This window comes from Pseudomonas sp. NFACC46-3, from assembly GCF_900114515.1.
Taxonomy (GTDB): domain Bacteria; phylum Pseudomonadota; class Gammaproteobacteria; order Pseudomonadales; family Pseudomonadaceae; genus Aquipseudomonas; species Aquipseudomonas fluorescens_Q.
In genome coordinates this window covers 1-16878 of record NZ_FOTH01000030.1, presented here as the reverse complement: position 1 = coordinate 16878, position 16878 = coordinate 1, and the positions used below count along the sequence as shown (strand labels likewise).

The 16878-nt window shown below is 57.0% G+C and carries 12 protein-coding genes and 1 pseudogene; all 13 read right to left on the bottom strand.

The features are described from left to right. Window positions 1–4 precede the first annotated feature (4 nt). Entirely contained in the window at window positions 5–1165 is a 1161-nt protein-coding gene (gene pseC / locus BM300_RS23830) for a UDP-4-amino-4,6-dideoxy-N-acetyl-beta-L-altrosamine transaminase (protein WP_092222839.1), read from the bottom strand. After that, a pseudogene (pseB, locus tag BM300_RS23825) lies at window positions 1162–2161 on the bottom strand (UDP-N-acetylglucosamine 4,6-dehydratase (inverting)). Before pseB ends, pseC begins: the two are co-directional and overlap by 4 nt. Before the next feature lie 30 nt (window positions 2162–2191). Beyond that, window positions 2192–5119, bottom strand: a complete 2928-nt coding sequence (locus BM300_RS23820) for a TIGR00180 family glycosyltransferase (RefSeq protein WP_092222835.1) — start codon at window positions 5117–5119, stop codon at window positions 2192–2194. A gap of 44 nt (window positions 5120–5163) precedes the next feature. Then, on the bottom strand, window positions 5164–5892 hold the full coding sequence (locus tag BM300_RS23815) for a cephalosporin hydroxylase family protein (protein WP_092222832.1): 729 nt from the start codon (window positions 5890–5892) through the stop codon (window positions 5164–5166). Between the two features lie 26 nt (window positions 5893–5918). Beyond that, entirely contained in the window at window positions 5919–6584 is a 666-nt protein-coding gene (locus tag BM300_RS23810; RefSeq protein ID WP_092222830.1) for a DapH/DapD/GlmU-related protein, read from the bottom strand. After that, complete coding sequence (locus tag BM300_RS23805) at window positions 6581–7702, bottom strand: DegT/DnrJ/EryC1/StrS family aminotransferase (RefSeq protein WP_092222828.1); 1122 nt, start codon at window positions 7700–7702, stop codon at window positions 6581–6583. Before BM300_RS23805 ends, BM300_RS23810 begins: the two co-directional genes overlap by 4 nt. Further along, the gene (locus tag BM300_RS23800) at window positions 7699–8925 is read right to left on the bottom strand and encodes a class I SAM-dependent methyltransferase (RefSeq protein ID WP_092222826.1); all 1227 of its coding nucleotides are present in this window, start codon (window positions 8923–8925) and stop codon (window positions 7699–7701) included. The genes BM300_RS23805 and BM300_RS23800 overlap by 4 nt, the downstream gene beginning before the upstream one ends. Continuing rightward, on the bottom strand, window positions 8922–9482 hold the full coding sequence (locus BM300_RS23795) for a dTDP-4-dehydrorhamnose 3,5-epimerase family protein (protein ID WP_092222824.1): 561 nt from the start codon (window positions 9480–9482) through the stop codon (window positions 8922–8924). Before BM300_RS23795 ends, BM300_RS23800 begins: the two co-directional genes overlap by 4 nt. Continuing rightward, the gene (gene rfbG, locus BM300_RS23790; protein WP_092222823.1) at window positions 9479–10561 is read right to left on the bottom strand and encodes a CDP-glucose 4,6-dehydratase; all 1083 of its coding nucleotides are present in this window, start codon (window positions 10559–10561) and stop codon (window positions 9479–9481) included. Before rfbG ends, BM300_RS23795 begins: the two co-directional genes overlap by 4 nt. Beyond that, on the bottom strand, window positions 10543–11316 hold the full coding sequence (gene rfbF / locus BM300_RS23785; RefSeq protein WP_092222821.1) for a glucose-1-phosphate cytidylyltransferase: 774 nt from the start codon (window positions 11314–11316) through the stop codon (window positions 10543–10545). Before rfbF ends, rfbG begins: the two co-directional genes overlap by 19 nt. A gap of 214 nt (window positions 11317–11530) precedes the next feature. Then, window positions 11531–12841, bottom strand: coding sequence for an HlyD family type I secretion periplasmic adaptor subunit (locus BM300_RS23780; protein WP_092144997.1), 1311 nt, complete (start codon window positions 12839–12841; stop codon window positions 11531–11533). Continuing rightward, window positions 12841–14580, bottom strand: coding sequence for a type I secretion system permease/ATPase (locus tag BM300_RS23775; RefSeq protein ID WP_092348934.1), 1740 nt, complete (start codon window positions 14578–14580; stop codon window positions 12841–12843). The genes BM300_RS23780 and BM300_RS23775 overlap by 1 nt, the downstream gene beginning before the upstream one ends. A 271-nt stretch (window positions 14581–14851) precedes the next feature. After that, a partial coding sequence (locus BM300_RS23770) for a calcium-binding protein (protein WP_092464209.1) occupies window positions 14852–16878 on the bottom strand: 2027 nt, incomplete at its 5' end.

Genomic DNA, 16878 nt, shown 5'->3' with positions numbered 1-16878 from the left:
CTCGTTACTCCTCAAGCAATCGGCGCAGTTGCTCGACCACATAGTCCTGCTGTTCATCACTGAGGGAAGGAAACATGGGCAAGCTGATGGCTTCGCTGTAATAACGTTCGGCCTGGGGAAAATCACCTGTGGCGAATCCCAGGTCACGGTAATACGGTTGCAAATGAACCGGAACGTAATGCAGGTTTACGCCAATCCCGGCCGCACGCAAGCCCTCGAACACCTGAAGATGGTTGAGGGTAATGGCATCGAGTTGCAAGCGCACCACATACAAATGCCAGGCCGACTCCGCGTCAGGCTGTAAGCCGGGCAAGGTCAATGGCAAACCGCCCAGCAAACGATGGTATCGCGCTGCCAGCTCACGGCGCCGTGCGATAAACCCATCCAGCTTGTTCAACTGCGAGAGCCCCAGCGCGGCCTGCAGGTCTGTCATGCGGTAATTGAAACCCAACTCGACTTGCTGGTAATACCACGGTCCATGGCTGGGCTCGGTCATTTGTCCGGCGTCGCGGGTCATTCCGTGGCTGCGCAGGCGTTGCAGGCGCTGTGCCAGGTCCGGGCGATTGGTCAGGACCATGCCGCCTTCGGCGCTGGTGATGATTTTCACCGGGTGGAAACTGAACACGGTCATGTCCGCGAACTCGCCGCAGCCCACCGGCCGGCCCGCATAAGACGCCCCCACGGCATGGGAAGCATCCTCTATCACTGTAAAGCCGTATCGCTCGGATAGCTGACCGATTCTGCGCATGTCACAGCTTTGTCCCGAGAACGCCACCGCCACCAGCACCTTGGGCAGCCTCCCATCGCGCTCGGCCTCTTCAAGTTTTGTGGCAAGGGCAGCGGCATCGAGATTCCAGGTCGGTGGATCTATATCAACAAAATCGACCTGCGCACCGCAGTAACGCCCGCAGTTGGCCGAGGCCAAGAAGGTGTTGGGGGTGGTCCATAAACGATCACCTGGCCCAAGCCCCGCCGCCACGCAGGCAATGTGCAGCGCAGCGGTCGCATTGCACACCGCCACGGCGTGAGCGGCCTGGCAACGCAAGGCCATGGCCTGCTCGAAACGCTCAAGAGTCGGCCCCTGGGTCAGCCAATCGGAGTGCAATACCGCGATCACTGCATCGATATCAGCCTGATCGAGACTTTGCCGCCCGTAGGGGATCATGTCGGCAACCGGGCATGAAGGTCGGCAATCTGATCCACCGACAAAAAGTGCGGATTGGTGTCGGAGCGATATTCGAAGTCCTCCGCCACAGGCTTGCCGCGCTCACCCAGGTTGTCCTGTGCGAAATCCACATCCACGCTGGTGAAACGAATCGACGGCTGGATAGTGTAGTGATCGGCAAACTCGATGGTCATGCGCATCATCGAGCGGCACCATCAGCTCATGGAGTTTTTCGCCAGGACGAATACCGACGTTCTGGTGAGGTAAATGCCCAGCCATGCCCAACGCCAGATCGACGATACGAATCGACGGAATCTTCGGCACGAATACTTCACCGCCGTGCATGCGGGCAAAGCTGTCGAGCACAAATTGCACGCCGTGATCAAGGGTGATCCAGAAGCGGGTCATGCGCTCATCGGTAATCGGTAGCTGCGTGGCGCCTTCTGCAATAAGCTTGCTGAAAAATGGCACCACCGAGCCTCGTGAGCCGGCGACGTTACCGTAACGCACCACGGCGAAACGGGTCTGCTGTTCACCGGCGATATTGTTGGCCGCCACGAACAGTTTATCCGACAGCAACTTGGTCGCGCCGTATAGATTGATCGGGCTGGCCGCTTTGTCGGTGGACAGCGCAACGACCTTTTTCACACCATTGTCGATGGCTGAGGCAATAATGTTCTCGGCGCCATTGACGTTGGTGCGTATGCATTCGGTGGGGTTGTATTCCGCTGCTGGCACTTGCTTGAGGGCCGCCGCATGCACCACGTAGTCAATCCCGCGTATGGCCTGACGCAAACGGTCAGCGTCACGTACGTCCCCCAAAAAATAACGCATGCAAGGGGCGTTGAACGTCTGCTGCATTTCGTATTGCTTGAGCTCATCGCGGGAAAATACCACCACGCGCTTGGGCTGGTATTGCTCCAGCAACCGGCGGATGAAATTGCGCCCGAACGAACCGGTGCCACCGGAAATAAAAATCGATTTACCGTTGAACATGCTTTGAATCCTTTTGCCTGACAGCCAGGCCTATGCCAACAACCGCGCCCAGTCCACCGCCGTGGCGGTGCCCAGCGCGAAGCCCGTACCGGTCAAGGCCAGGTTGGGGTTACGGGCCGCGTCGTGTTCGAAGCGCGCCTGCCATTTGTCCTGAAGAGCGTCGGCAGCCTGTGGCGCTTCGGCGAGTGTGCCGGGGTGCAGCATCTGGGCCTGAGGGGTCCAGACGGTGAGATAACCCGCATCGGCCGCTTTGAGGCACAGGTCGATATCGGCAAACGCTTCAGCGAAGTGCTCCTCGTCCAGGCCGCCCACGGCTTCGAACAAGTCCTTGCGGATCATCAGGCAAACGCCCGACACCGCCGAATAGTTCTGCTCCACCTGATGGCCGTTGAGGTAGCCCTTGGCGTCCTTGCGCTCGCCGACAAACACCGAGGCCACCTGACCATCGGGCTTGAGCACCAGACCGGCCTGAGTGGTGATACCGCGAATGTCCATCTGTTTGCTGCCAACGATCCCCACTTCAGGCCGCTGGGCCTGGTTGAGCAAACTGTCGAGCCAGTTGGCATTGACCACTTGCGACTGGGCCGACAGCATCACCAGATAATCCCCTTTGGCCTCGGTACTGGCCCAGTTGTACAACGCCGAAGTGCTCAGACGTCGGTCGCTGCGCAGAATGCGAATCCGCTCGCCCTTGCCTTCCAGACTGTCCAACCACTGGGCCAGTTCCACGGATTGGCTGTGGTTGTCCGCGATCACTATTTCATGACGATGGTAGCGCGTACGTTGCAGCACGCTGACCAACGCCTGTTGGATGTACTCGAAGTTGTCGCGACTCTCGAGAATGATCGACACCAGAGGCCGCTCGGCGTGCTGGTAATCGATCTGATAGCTCAGCGGTTGGGCCGAAGTGACCTGAGCGCGATAGCCCCTGGCAGCCAAGTGACGAGTCAGCACCTGACGCTCTTGAGGGTTTTCCTCCTGCGATGGCGCATTGCAAATCAACAACGGTTCGGCCAAATGCGCCAGACCGGCCAGCCCTTCGTCTTCGATCAGACGCAACAGCAGGTCAAGCTCCAAGGCTTGGGTGTATTGCGCGGTAAAGCCACCGGTCTGGGTCAGCACCTCACGGCGAATCAGCCAGTGTCGCGCCATCAACGACGGCACCGACTGCAACAGATCAAGGTTGACCCCCGGACGGAATACGTCAGTGAGACTGCCATCAGCCTTGCGCTGGATTTCATCCATGGCCACGGCGCGCACACCTTCGGCACCGATCAGTTCGAGGCTGGCGCGCAGCAGCCCGCTCGGAGTGAACTGGTCACCGGCCTCGGCCAGCAGCAGCCAGTCGGCGGCAGATTGCCCGATGATCTGGTTGATGAAGTCGATGTAATTGGTCGTGCTGACTTTGACGAAATGCACGGTGTCACGCGCCGTGGTTGTAGCCGGTAGGTCACCGGTGGTGAACACCACTATGTTGAACGCTTTGCAATAGCTGTTGACCAGGCTGTCGAAGGTGGCCTGCAACTTGAACATGTCAGCGTCCAGATCCAGCAGCAGGATGCCGAACCGCGGCCCGCCCTGATGCTCGGCCAAATGGGCAGCGATCGACTTGAGTTGTTGCGCATCGGGGTTACGCGCTTCGAGCCAGTTCAACAGGCGACCAGAAGGCAAGTTTTTTAACAGTTCGTCGCCTGCTTGTCCCGGCAACGAATCCAGTCGCTCGGCCCAGACCTGCAACTTGAGCCCCTCTTGGTATTCCTCGGTGCCCTGAAGCGACTCGGCCAGACGTTTGACCACCGAGCGATTGAATACGTTTAGGCCTAGTGCCTCCCACAGGCGAGCCCGGATAGTGCGTTCGTTGTCGTTGGGATGGACGCGCATCAACTCATGCTGGCGCACCAAAATGCCTTCCAGTTCCTGAAGCTGCAGGCGGCCAGCCGGCATCGCATGCAACATGAACTCTAAATCCTGAAGCAGATCGAAGAACGGCTTGTTATAAAACGGAAGCTCTAGGTACTGATTGGGTCGAAACTGGCGTAGCGGCTCTTGGAAAGCATTACGCCAATAGGAATTAACAATAACCTCAAGCGTCAATGACCGACGTCCCAGCAAGCCATCTCTCATGGCCGTAAAGCTGTCGAGTGCAGTTTGTCGGCGCTGTGCCGCGTTCCCTTCGACACCGATGGGTAAAGAAGCAAGAAACTCAGCGAACTGTTCACGTTCCTGCACAGATTTTGCGTCGCTATTTGCAAGCACAGTCAACACGTTAGTACTGTGCTCTGAATAGCCGTAATTGACTTCACGCAATGAATAGGGGATGGGCAGCAAGCGAGCTTTAGCACGCCCCAACAAATAATAAGCATGACCGATTTCTTGCCATTCAAAACGAGTTCCATCCGGTAGTACCTTATACCAATCACGTAGCAGATCGGTTCGAGTAACCGCGTAGAACGGTGGCAAAAACTGCCCCAAATAACTTTGCACTCGCTCAGCAGCACTGGGTGAGCAATAATCCTCGCAAACAATCTTATCCCGACGGTAAAAATCAACCGAAGTAGCATGTGCCAAGTACATCATGCCATAACCATGACACAGCCCGTAATCGCTATTCGCCTTAAGAAACTCAAGGGATTGGGTAATACCGTCAAATAAAATGAAATCGTCGTCAGCGGCAAAAACCATAAACTCAGTGGTGACTCGGCTTACCCCATAGACGAGTTTTGACTGAATACCCCAATAGCCAAATTGAGGAAGATGCTGATAATCAATATTCGGGTAGAGTCTGGCAAGTTCAACACACGCCTCATCCGACGAGTCGAGCACCATAATCGAGCAGGGATACGCGCTGTAATAATGCAATGCCCTACGCAGGAAAGCAGGTCGATTGTGGGTCATCAATACGATGGTAAACCGCTCTTCTGATGAAAGCCTTTGTCCCGAACCATTACTGCCTAGCATAAATCCTCCCCACAACCGACCAAACCAACGCTGATGATTTTAACTTAACTAATCCGACGCAGATAGCCATCGGGAGCAACTGTAATTAGCAACTTGCTTTGAATTTTTTCGTCAACTTCGAAATCGTGATTTTCCTGAAGGTAAGCCCACACCGCAGTTTTAGGATTGTTGCCTTTACTCCACGGACGATCTGGAAAGGAGTCAGCAGGCATATCTTCCACTACCGTATCCATCACTACACAATAACCGCCTACCGACACCAATGGTGCATAAAGACGCAGTTCGGCCAGTACATGTTCGTGTGTATGGTTTGAATCAAGGACCACCAATACTTTCTTACCGGCTACCCGTGCGCGGACCTGATCAACAATGGCCTCGTCGATACTGGAGCCTTGGATCATATGGATACGACGCTTCATCGGATGTGCTTCGATCGCCTCACGATTGTGTTGACGAATATCGACATCAATCCCAATCACCTCCCCCTTTCCGATCAACTCAAGCAGTGAAGCGTAATACACAATTGAACCGCCGTGGGCAATGCCGGTTTCGATGATGACATCCGGCTGCAAGGACCAGATGATTTCTTGCATGGCAATCATGTCCTGAGGGAACTGGATAATCGGACGGCCCATCCAGCTAAAGTTGTAGGTGTATTTGTGTTTGGCGGTATCGCATACCCAAGCCAAAGATGCGGCTTGCACGGCTTCGTCGTGTTTCAAACCTTCAATATTTGAAGCCACTTCTTCGCGAAACTGTTCCTGAGGATTCATTTTAAACTCTCCAAAAAACGCTAGGATCACTTGAGAACTTGGGCATCCTGATAAGGAACATCCTGAATTCTTAGAATTTTTCCGGGATTACCTACAACAACCGCGTAATCCGGGACATCTTTATTAATAACCGCACCCGCACCAATTGTTGCCCAGCGGCCGATGCGAACGCGAGGCAGAATACTTGCATTAGTTCCAACAAAAGAACCGTCGCCAATTTCACAACAACCGGAAACACTGACCCCGTGAGCAATAAATACCGAATTTCCGATACGGCTCTCATGACCGATCAGCGTGCCCATGTGAATGCTGCTATTATTTCCAATTGAAACCTCGGCCTGCACCATCACTCCATCTTGCAGGTAGTTACCCAAACCTATTTCGGTCATCGTCAGATCAATATTGGGGTGCAGGAAGTTACCTAGGGTTGCACCAGCCTCTACCAGCCGACACGTAGTTTCATAACGCGTGACAGTGTTACCGGTTATCAAATTGACGAAACGCACATCATCACCCTTGAGTTCACCCACTCGATCCAGACCTCCCACAACGGGAACACCATAAAATAAAGTGCCCTGCTTGGCCGGATCGTTATCTAGAAACGCGAACTCCAAGTTTGGCGTAGCGCGCCGCACTGCTTGGATCATACGAATCGACTCGGGATTAGCCGCACCCAACAAATAAACTTTCATAATTTTTCCTTATGCTCAAGAACCGCTCGCACAACATCAATGACCCTGTGCTGATCGGCATAGGTCATGTCGTGATAGCTCGGCAAATTAATCGCACGCCCCGGCAGCGAATTGGAAACTGGCGTGTCGACCGTCTTACCACAGAACATCGGCAACGAGGAGAGCGGCCAAAAGAACACTCGGGCATCAATGTTTTCGGCCTGGAATGCGCCAATTAGATGCTCCCGATCAATACCAGTGGACTCGTCGAAAACCACAGTAGGCATCCAATAGCCGTTACGGGAATGCGCCGGTTCAGGATTCATGTACAGGCCCGGCAAACAAGTCAATGCTTGGGCATAAACATCAAATATCACGCGCTTGCGCTGAATGAGCTCCTCTATCCGCTCGACCTGGGCACAACCCACCGCCGCTTGCAAATTGCTCATTTTATATTTATAGCCAATAAAATCCGGCCAGAATTGTCGGACGCTACCAGCAACACGACCATGGTTGGACAGGGTAAGAACTCGCTCATACAATCCCTTATCCGAAGTAACGAAAATCCCCCCCTCGCCGGTAGTCATGGTCTTTGTGCCATGAAAAGAAAACGCACCAAATGCTCCCAAGGATCCCGCAGCTTTACCACGCCATTGCGAACCAATCGCCTCAGCAGCATCTTCGATTACCGGTATGCCGTGCTCGCGGCCGATTGCCAGCAGAGCATCCATGTCACATAGGTTGCCGTAAAGGTGCACCGCCAGAATTGCTTTAGTTCGCGAAGTAATTGCACGTCGGACCTGTTCCGGGTCCAGGCACCAACTATCTGGCAGTACGTCAACGAACACCGGCGTGGCGTTCAGGTAAGTTATGGGGGCCGCGGACGCGATCCAATTGGTATTGGCGAGGATTACCTCATCACCGATGCCAATATCCAGGGCCGCCATACCCATGTGCAACGCCCCGGTACAACTGGAGGTTGCGATGGCATAAGTCACTCCAAGGTGCTCAGCAAAACCGCGCTCGAAACGGTTCAGGTACTCGTAGCAACGCTCCCCCCAACCGTTCTTCACTGCGTCAAGTGCGTACCGCGCTTCCAGTTCGCCGATGCTCGGTTTGGTGTAATGAATTCTGCTCATTGAATACTCAACTCCGGGACCGCCACAACGAACTGTGCGCCCCAACTGTTAATCGAGGCAAACTGACCTGTGATCTCTGCCAGTAGGTTCCAAGGCAGTACCAACACGTAATCAGGTTCCTCCTGAGCGATACGCTCCGGCGAGACGATAGGAATCCGGCTACCTGGCAGGTATTTACCCTGCTTGTGCGGATTAGCGTCCGCCACCCAGGCTAAAAGATCGGATTTGACCCCGGCATAGTTGAGCAACGTATTGCCTTTGGCGGCCGCGCCATAACCGACCACATGCTTGCCATCAGCCTTGGCCTGCAACAGGAAACGCAGCAAACCATGCTTGATGGCCTCGGCGGCCGGCGCCAGGGTGGCGTAATATGCGGAAGTTTTCACACCGGCATCAAGCTCAGCCTGCAGTTGCTGTTGCACCGTGGCCTGCACCGGACGACGCACGCCATCGGTACGCTGGACGAACACCCGCAACGAACCGCCGTGGGTCGACAGTTGGCTGACATCGAAAACTTCCAGCCCGTTGCGCTCGCACAGTGTTTGCACGGCCGTCAGCGACAGGTAGGAAAAATGTTCGTGATACAGGGTGTCGAACTGCTGCCCGGCCATTAGCGTGAGCAATTGCGGAAACTCAAACGTCGCTACGCCCGTAGGCTTCAGCAGCGTGGCGAAACCGGCGAGGAAATCATTGATGTCAGGCACATGGGCGAGCACGTTATTGGCCGCCATCAAGTCGGCTGCCCAACCCTCCCCCATGAGTTGCGACGCGGTATCGCGGCCAAAGAATAGCTCGCGAATTTCCAGGCCTTTTTCACGGGCAGCCTTGGCGGTGCTGCGAGTTGGCTCGACACCCAGGCACGCAATCCCGCGCTTGGCCACGTACTGCAACAGGTAACCGTCGTTGGCGGCAATCTCCACCACGCGGCTGTTCGGGGTCAAATCGAAGCGTTCGACCATCTCGGCCACATAGCGCTCGGCATGGGCCAGCCAGGTACTGGAGAACGAACTGAAATAGGCATACTCGGCGTCGAACAAACTGTCGGCGCGGGTGTAATCCTCGGTCTGTACCAGCCAGCACTGCTGACATACAGCAACCTTGAGCGGGACCCACTGCTCGGCCTGCTCCAGTTGGTCGGCCCGCACGTATGCATTGGACGGCGGCGACGTGCCAAGGTCAATCAGTGGCAACACCAGGGCAGTCCCGCAACCTCGGCAATTCATACACGCACTCCAGCGAAACGCTCATCGAGCAAGGGATGACTGCTGTCCCGGGTCGACAGATTATTGACAGGCAGCGGCCAGGCAATCGCCAGCCGCGGATCACTCACCGACAGGCCGCCCTCGTGCTCCGGGGCGTAATCGGCGCTGTGCAGATAAAGCAGCTCGGCATCGTCGGTCAGGGTCTGGAACCCATGGGCGAACCCAGCCGGGATCAACAGGCTGCGGCCATCACCGGCCTTCAGGTGCTCGGCGTGCCAATGCAGGAAAGTCTCGGAGTCGGGACGCAAATCCACAGCCACATCCCAGACTTCGCCACGCAGACAGGTAATCAGCTTGGCTTCCGGTTGTGCCGCGTTCTGATAGTGCAACCCACGCACGCTACCGCGCTCATGGGTACAAGAATGATTGATCTGACGGATATGGAATGGCTGGCCGAACGCGCTCAGGCTGCCTTCGCAGAACAGCCGGGCGAAATGCCCGCGCTGGTCTTCGAAGCGCTTGTGCTGGACGGTGAACAAACCGGCCAACGGTAATGCCTTCATTGAAAACTCGCTCACAACGTGCCTCGGTACAGGTTCAACTGCCCCAGCGTGACTTGGCGCATGTCGTCGCCGTTCTGCCAGGCAAGGTGCCAATCGAGGGTCTGGGCCAGGCATTGCTGCAGCGACCAGCGCGGCTGCCAGCCCAGCAATTGCCGGGCGCGGCTGCTGTCCAGGCGCAGCAGGCCGGCTTCATGCAGATCACTCGGCTCGATGCGCAGGCCCGGCGCTTGCGGCCAGCGCTCGGCCAGCAACTGGACGACGTCACCGACACTGCACATATCCGCTTCGCCGGGGCCAAAGTTCCAGGCGCCGGCAAATTCCGGCCCCTGCTCATGAAGGCCTGCGGCCAACTGTAAATAACCGGCCAGCGGTTCCAGGGCGTGCTGCCACGGGCGTACGGCTTGTGGATAACGCAGCGTCACCGGCTCGTCCGCCGACCAGGCCTTGAGCACGTCCGGAATCAGGCGCTCAGGGGCAAAATCACCGCCGCCCAATACGTTGCCAGCCCGCGCCGTGGCCAAGGCCAGGCCGTGCTCAGCGAATCGCTCGGCCGAAAAGAACGACGCGGCATAAGACTGCGCCAGCAATTCGCAGCAGGCCTTGCTGCTGCTGTAGGGGTCGTGGCCGCCCAAGGGTTCATTTTCGCGATAGGGCCACAGCCACTCCTGGTTGGCGTAGACCTTATCTGTGGTCACCAATACGCAGGCGCGCACGCCGCCAACCTGACGGATTGCTTCGAGCAGGTTCAGGGTGCCCATGACATTGCTGGAATAGGTCCCCAACGGGTCGCGATAACCCTCGCGTACCAGCGGCTGGGCCGCCAGGTGCAGGACGATCTGAGGCTGCACGTCGGCAAGCACTTCCAGCAAGGCGCCAAGGTCGCGCAAATCAGCGCGCCGATCATCGATGCCCTCGCCGACCCGGGCCAGTTCGAACAGGTTCGGTTGAGTGGTCGGGTCCAGGGAAAAACCACTGACCTGTGCGCCCAGGCTCTGCAGCCACAGCGTCAACCAGCTGCCTTTGAAACCGGTGTGACCGGTAACCAGCACCCGCTTGCCGCGCCAGAACTCGGGGCTCAGTCCCACTGCTTCCATGGGGCCTCCCCGCTTTGCCACAGGGCTTCGAGGTGATTTTTATCCCGCAGGGTGTCCATCGGCTGCCAAAAGCCATCGTGCTGGAACGCCATCAACTGGCCTTGCGCGGCAAGGCCGTCCAGAGGACCGGATTCCCATGAAGTTGCATCGTTTTCGATCAACGGCAACACCTTGGGCGACAATACGAAGAAACCGCCGTTAATCCAGCCACCATCCCCCCGTGGTTTTTCGGTGAAACCCAATACTTGGTCGTTATCCCTGTCCAGAGCCCCGTAACGGCCTGGCGGTTGGACGGCCGTCACCGTGGCCAGCTTGCCGTGCGAAAAGTGAAATTCCACCAGCGCGCCAATATTGAGATCCGACACGCCGTCGCCATAGGTAAAACAGAACGCTTCTTCATTTTCCAGATAACGCGCCGCCCGACGCAGCCGGCCGCCGGTCATGGTGTCTTCACCAGTGTCGATCAGGGTCACGCGCCACGGCTCGCTGTAGTTCTGGTGAACGTCCATGCGGTTGTTGCACATGTCGAAAGTGACGTCGGAGGTGTGCAGAAAGTAGTTGGCGAAAAAATCCTTGATGGCGTAGCCCTTGTAACCCAGGCAAATGACGAAGTCGTGGATTCCATGGGCGGAATACTGCTTCATGATGTGCCAAAGAATTGGCTTGCCACCGATCTCGATCATCGGCTTGGGCTTGAGGTGCGACTCCTCGCTGATCCGTGTGCCGAGACCACCTGCCAAGATAACTGCCTTCATCGTCTCCCCTCTTGTCCATCACCGGGCTCAGCCAAGCGTTGTTTCGCTCTGCTGGCGCGGGGATTACACCTTCAATGCCGATCCGGGCGCTGCGATGGTCCGCGAGCGCTCGTTTTATGGCGATATGAGGGGGGCTTGCAGGAAACGCGCCAGCAAATCCTGATATCGAAAGCTCTAGCGTTCATAACCTCGCCAAGCCATTCAACGTTAAAAACTAGCCCTCTCTGAATGCTCGCTGGGCATGGTCGCTGATTGGTTTGAGCAAGTAAGACATGACGTTTCTGGAGCCGGTCTGGATCATCGACTCAACCGGCATTCCCGGCACCAGGGCTAGCCCTTGCAGCTTCGCCAATTCGCTTTGAGGAATTTTGATACCCGCCCGATAGAACCCCGCCCCTGTGCGCTCATCCTGAATCAGATCTGCTGACAGTCGCACCACGGTGCCGGTCAGTTCGGGCGTGGTGCTGCGGTTGAACGCGCTCAAGCGCAAGGTCGCGGATTGCCCGACCGTTAGCTGGTCAATGTCTTGGGCACTGATTTTCGCCTCCACCAGCAGTTCATCGTCGGCGGGTACGATCTGCATGAGCCCCTCGGCCGGTGAGATGACGCCACCGATTGTGTGGACGGCCAATTGCTGCACGCGTCCGGCAATAGGCGAGGTGATGTCGATGCGTTTGAGCTGATCGCTGGCAGTGATTTCCCGCTCGATCAATTCGCCCTGACGGGCCAGCAAATCTCTCAGTTCCTGGGACACTTCACTGCGGAAAGTCTGGTCAACCTGGAGTCGTTGCAACTCGGTTTCGGCGATCTTGCCCCGAGCCTCGGCAATGGACGCCATCAACTGTCCCCTCTCTCCGCGCAAGCGGGCAATACCTCGAGCCAGGGCATTGACCCGATCGAGAGTCATCATGCCTTTGTCGAACAGTTTCTTGACGGCCTGGTATTCGCTATCGATCAGTTCGATTTCTTCCAGCTTGGTTTTCTGCTGGATGTCGTGACCGGCAATGGTTTCGTTGAGTTGCTGGACACGCTCGCGCAGTTGCTTCTTCTGGCCTTCGCGGGAAGCGCGCCGGTCAAGAAACAGTTGCTGCTCTATAGCCATGACCGACTCGGCCTCCTCCAGGCTCATGCGGGACAGCAACTCCGTTGGTACCACTACCTCGCTGGCATCGTCCCGCTCGGCCTCCAGGCGAGCCAGACGCGCCCAAGCCTGGTTCAAGGATTTACTGACAATGGCCTGGCTGGCGGCGGGCAATGTGGCATCGAGGCGCAACAGCACGTCCCCTGCCGCGACTGTCTGCCCTTCCTTGATCAGTAATTCGGCCACCACACCTCCGGTAGGATGCTGAATCGTCTTGACGCTGCCCTCCACGGCCACTACCCCCGAGGCAATGACTGCACCAGACAGGTTGGTCAACATCGCCCAAGTCAGGCTTCCACCGAGCAGCAGCACCAATGACACCGCCCCCCAACGCAGATGACGGGATAAAGAATCGGTCAGATTGGCTTCTTGATCGGCCTGCATCAGTTGGGCACTCCCAATTCCACGACATTGTTGGCGGGCCTGGGAGCTGGTGCAGGCGGCCTTTTAAGGACGACATCCTTGGGACCGAAAGCTGCCTGCATGCCGTTTTCGAGAATCAGCACATGGTCAATCACCGACAAGATACTGGTGCGATGGGCAATCACCACCACGATTGCACCACGAGCCTTGAGCGCCAGGATGGCTTTGGCCAGCGCCTGTTCGCCTTCGGCATCGAGGTTTGAATTTGGCTCGTCCAGCACCACCAGGAACGGATCACCGAATAAAGCCCTGGCCAGTGCCACCCGTTGTCGCTGACCGGCCGAGAGGTTGACCCCGCCCTCGCCTACTTGGGTTTCATAGCCTCGGGGCAACTGCAGGATCAGCTCATGAACCCCGGCCAATTGCGCAGCGCTGACAATCGCGCTGTCCGGTGCCGAAGGGTCTAGGCGGGCGATGTTCTGGGCGACGGTTCCGGTAAACAGCCCAACGCTTTGCGGCAGATAACCGATCAACTTGCCTCGAGCCTGTTCGGTCAGCAGATCCAGCGGCGCGCCATCGAGCCGGACATGCCCCCGCGCCGGGGCCCAGGCGTTGACTAGGACCCGCGCCAATGACGACTTGCCCGATGCGCTCGGCCCCACCACCCCCACAGCAGTGCCCGCGGCGACCAGGAAGTTGATATTTTGCAAGGTCAGGCGCTGCGCGCCGGGTGGCGCTGCGAAAACACTTTCGACCTGCAAGTTGCGATGGGCCGCAGGAAGCTCGGTCTTGCTCTGGGCATCCGGGAACAGCGAGAACACTTCCACTAGTTTCTTCCAGGCGATCTGGGCACCCAACAGGCTGCGCCACGAGGCAATGACCTGCTCCGCCGGTGCCAGCGTCCGCGCCACAATAATCGAGGCCGCGATCATCGTGCCGCCGCTCAAGTCGCCTTGGATCACCAGCCATGCACCCAAGGCCAGGGCGGCCGACTGAACGACCTGGCGCAGGGTTTTGGAAATGCCACCGTAAAAGCCACCAATGTCGATCGAGCGTCGTTGCAGGGTAATGAAGGTGCTGTGATTCTTCTGCCAGATAGTCGACGTGTTGACCAACATGCCCATGGCCATCAGCGCTTCGGCGTTCTGGTGAGCTTGCTGGCCCAGGTGATTGCGCTTGTTCAACGCATCGGCCGACGCCTGCATCAATTTGCGGGTCTGCCGGTCAGTGAGTACGGTCAGCGCGATGAGGATAATCATCAAGGCGACGGTTAAAAGACCAAAGAGCGGGTGAATGTAAAAGCAGACCGCGAGGTAAACCGGCATCCACGGCAAATCGAAAAATGCCACAAGTCCCGGACCACCAATAAAACCGCGGATCTGATCCAGCTCCTGGGCCGGTTTCAGAGCGTCTCCGGTAATCGGCGTTTTCAGCGAAGCACCGGCAATCACGTTGAAGACTCTCGAAGACAGCGTCAGATCCAGCGAGGAAGCAATTCGCACCATGACTCGGGATCGAATGATATCCAGCAGGCCCGAAAGCGCATAAACCCCCAGCGCCAGTAGCCCCAGGGCGACCAGGGTCGGGACGCTCTGGCTGGGAATGACCCGGTCGTAGACTTCCAGCATGAACACCGGGCCAATCAGCGCCAGGATATTGATCACCCCGGAAAACAGCGCGGCGCCTATCAGCCCCCGGCGCAATGCCGATTTCAATGGAGGCGCAACAACAGGCGCACTGACAGCGTTAGGGGTTTTCAACTGTTATCCATCCCTTGGTTTTTCATGACATCCATGTCGCCAGTCAATACTGACTTGATGACAGAGGTCGTAAGGAAACTTGACGCTCTTCGAGCGCTTTGCGCTGGGCTGCAAGTTCCGCACCAGACAGTCCGTTTACGGCTGGACTCGCCTGCGTAAAATTGCGCCCATGCTGCGCGGGCAAATAAAAAACGCCTCTGGGTCTTATTGACCCAGAGGCGTTTTTGTAGCCCTGTCCTATATCAAGCACCCCGGGCAAGGGGGAACGCTGTTATGCGGGGATCGTAAAGACATCTCCATTAGAGGTATGGAACTGCTCGATGGTGTTGAAGCCCGCGTACCAATCCTGCAGCTTCACGCCCATGTCCGAAAGCGGTTGGCCTGAATGGTAGCTCGAGGTATTGAAGATATACGCGTCATTGCCACTGCGCACGGTCGTTATCGTGTCCATCGACTCCATTCCGTTCAGCAACACCCGATCAAACCCTCCTGTACCGTCATCCTTGATCGTGACCTGGCCGTAGGTATCGATGACGTAGGTATCGTCATCCTGACCTCCATTAACGAACCCCTGACCACCTTCGGCGACAGTTAAAGTGTCATCGCCGGCCCCGCCCAACAAGCGGAAACCATCCCCTCTGCCCAACAAAATATCGTTGCCTGCCCCACCATCAGCAGTGCCGCTGAACACGGCAATGCCGTCGTTGCCTGCCTCTCCATAGGCCACTGCTCCGGTGTCCAGGTTGGCCGTGGTAAGCGCATCGTTGCCGAGGCCGCCATAGAGCTGATCGGCCTGGGCTACGTTGGCAGGGCCACCGGGAAGCATCGGGCCTGTAGCAGTGTACAAGCCGCCATAGATGTAATCGGCGCCATCGCCCCCGTAGATGGTGTCATTGCCCAGCCCACCCTCCAACCAGTTAGCCAGGCTGTCTCCTGTCATCGAATCATTGAACTGGCTGCCCATGACCCGCTCGATGTTAGTCAGCACATCACCCTGGGCGTCGCCGCCCTGGTGAATACCCGTCTGAAGGTTGATATCCACAGCGGCAGCACTGTTGATATACCAGGCTTGATCCACACCATCGCGACCATCAATGACGTCGGCGCCCGCACCACCAATAAAAATGTCGGCTTTAGCAGAGCCCAATAGCGTGTCATCGAAATCGGAGCCCTGATAGATCTCAATCGCGGTAAACGTATCGCCTGCCGCATCACCGGCATTCACATTGGTTGTCAGGTCGATGGTCACCGCGCTGGAGGACTGTTCATAGCTGGCCAGATCAGTTCCCAACGCGCCATCCACGCCCATCGCTTGCGAACCGCCGATGAAGGTGTCGTTAAAACCCGACCCACGCAGCGTTTCAATCTCTTGATAGGTATCGCCTGCTGCAATACCGGAATGGACGCCTGTGGTCATATTAAGGGTAACCGCTACCCGGCTATCGCCATAGCTGGCGACATCCACGCCTGCTCCACCAATGAGTTGATCTGCACCAGCAGCGCCGAACAGTACGTCGTTGCCTGCGCCACCTATGATGATGTTATCGCCGGTGTTGCCGTAGCCTGTGAATGCCACCGTGCCAGTGTGAGTCATCTTCTCAATGAACGGGTCCATGGTGAAGATGGCCTGGTTAGTAAATACTTCGTCGAAGCCGCCATCAGCCAGCTCGACCGTCTTGTTCCCGCTGGTGTTGACAATGTAGACGTCGTCACCGAGCCCTCCCTCCAGCGTTACAGCCCCCCAGGCACTGGTGAATGTGTCATTGAACGCCGTACCGATAACCTTTTCGATACCTTCCAGCGTGTCGCCCTCGGCATCACCGCCAATTCCAGGCAAGCCTTTATAGACGCGAATATCGACATTGATCGCTTCGGCCGAGGTCGAATAATCTACCGTGTCTATTCCCAGACCACCATCGAAGCCAATCGCCAGACCGTCAGCTACAAAGGTGTCGTTGTAACTTGAGCCACGAATCACTTCGATGTCGGTAAAGGTATCGCCGGTAGCGATACCAGAGTGAACCCCCGTCTTGAGGTTGATATTCACCGCCACCTTGCTGTCGGTATAACCGGCGACGTCCAACCCTTCGCCGCCGAAGAGCTGATCGGCGCCGTCACCGCCGAACAGCACGTCGTTACCTGCGCCGCCGATGATGATGTTATCGGTGACACTGCCATAAGCAGTGAAAGCCGTCGTGCCGGTGTAGGTCAATTTTTCGATGTACGGGTTCAGGGTGAAGGTGGCCTGATTAGTGCGCACTTCGTCGTAGCCGCCGTCAGCCAACTCGATCGTCTTAT

Coding starts and splice junctions, on each gene's coding strand:
- BM300_RS23800 (WP_092222826.1), bottom strand. CDS start 8,925: ATGAATTGCCGAGGTTGCGGGACTGCCCTGGTGTTGCCACTGATTGAC.
- BM300_RS23810 (WP_092222830.1), bottom strand. CDS start 6,584: ATGAAAGTTTATTTGTTGGGTGCGGCTAATCCCGAGTCGATTCGTATG.
- BM300_RS23820 (WP_092222835.1), bottom strand. CDS start 5,119: ATGCTAGGCAGTAATGGTTCGGGACAAAGGCTTTCATCAGAAGAGCGG.
- pseC (WP_092222839.1), bottom strand. CDS start 1,165: ATGATCCCCTACGGGCGGCAAAGTCTCGATCAGGCTGATATCGATGCA.
- rfbF (WP_092222821.1), bottom strand. CDS start 11,316: ATGAAGGCAGTTATCTTGGCAGGTGGTCTCGGCACACGGATCAGCGAG.
- BM300_RS23780 (WP_092144997.1), bottom strand. CDS start 12,841: ATGCAGGCCGATCAAGAAGCCAATCTGACCGATTCTTTATCCCGTCAT.
- BM300_RS23815 (WP_092222832.1), bottom strand. CDS start 5,892: ATGAATCCTCAGGAACAGTTTCGCGAAGAAGTGGCTTCAAATATTGAA.
- BM300_RS23805 (WP_092222828.1), bottom strand. CDS start 7,702: ATGAGCAGAATTCATTACACCAAACCGAGCATCGGCGAACTGGAAGCG.
- rfbG (WP_092222823.1), bottom strand. CDS start 10,561: ATGGAAGCAGTGGGACTGAGCCCCGAGTTCTGGCGCGGCAAGCGGGTG.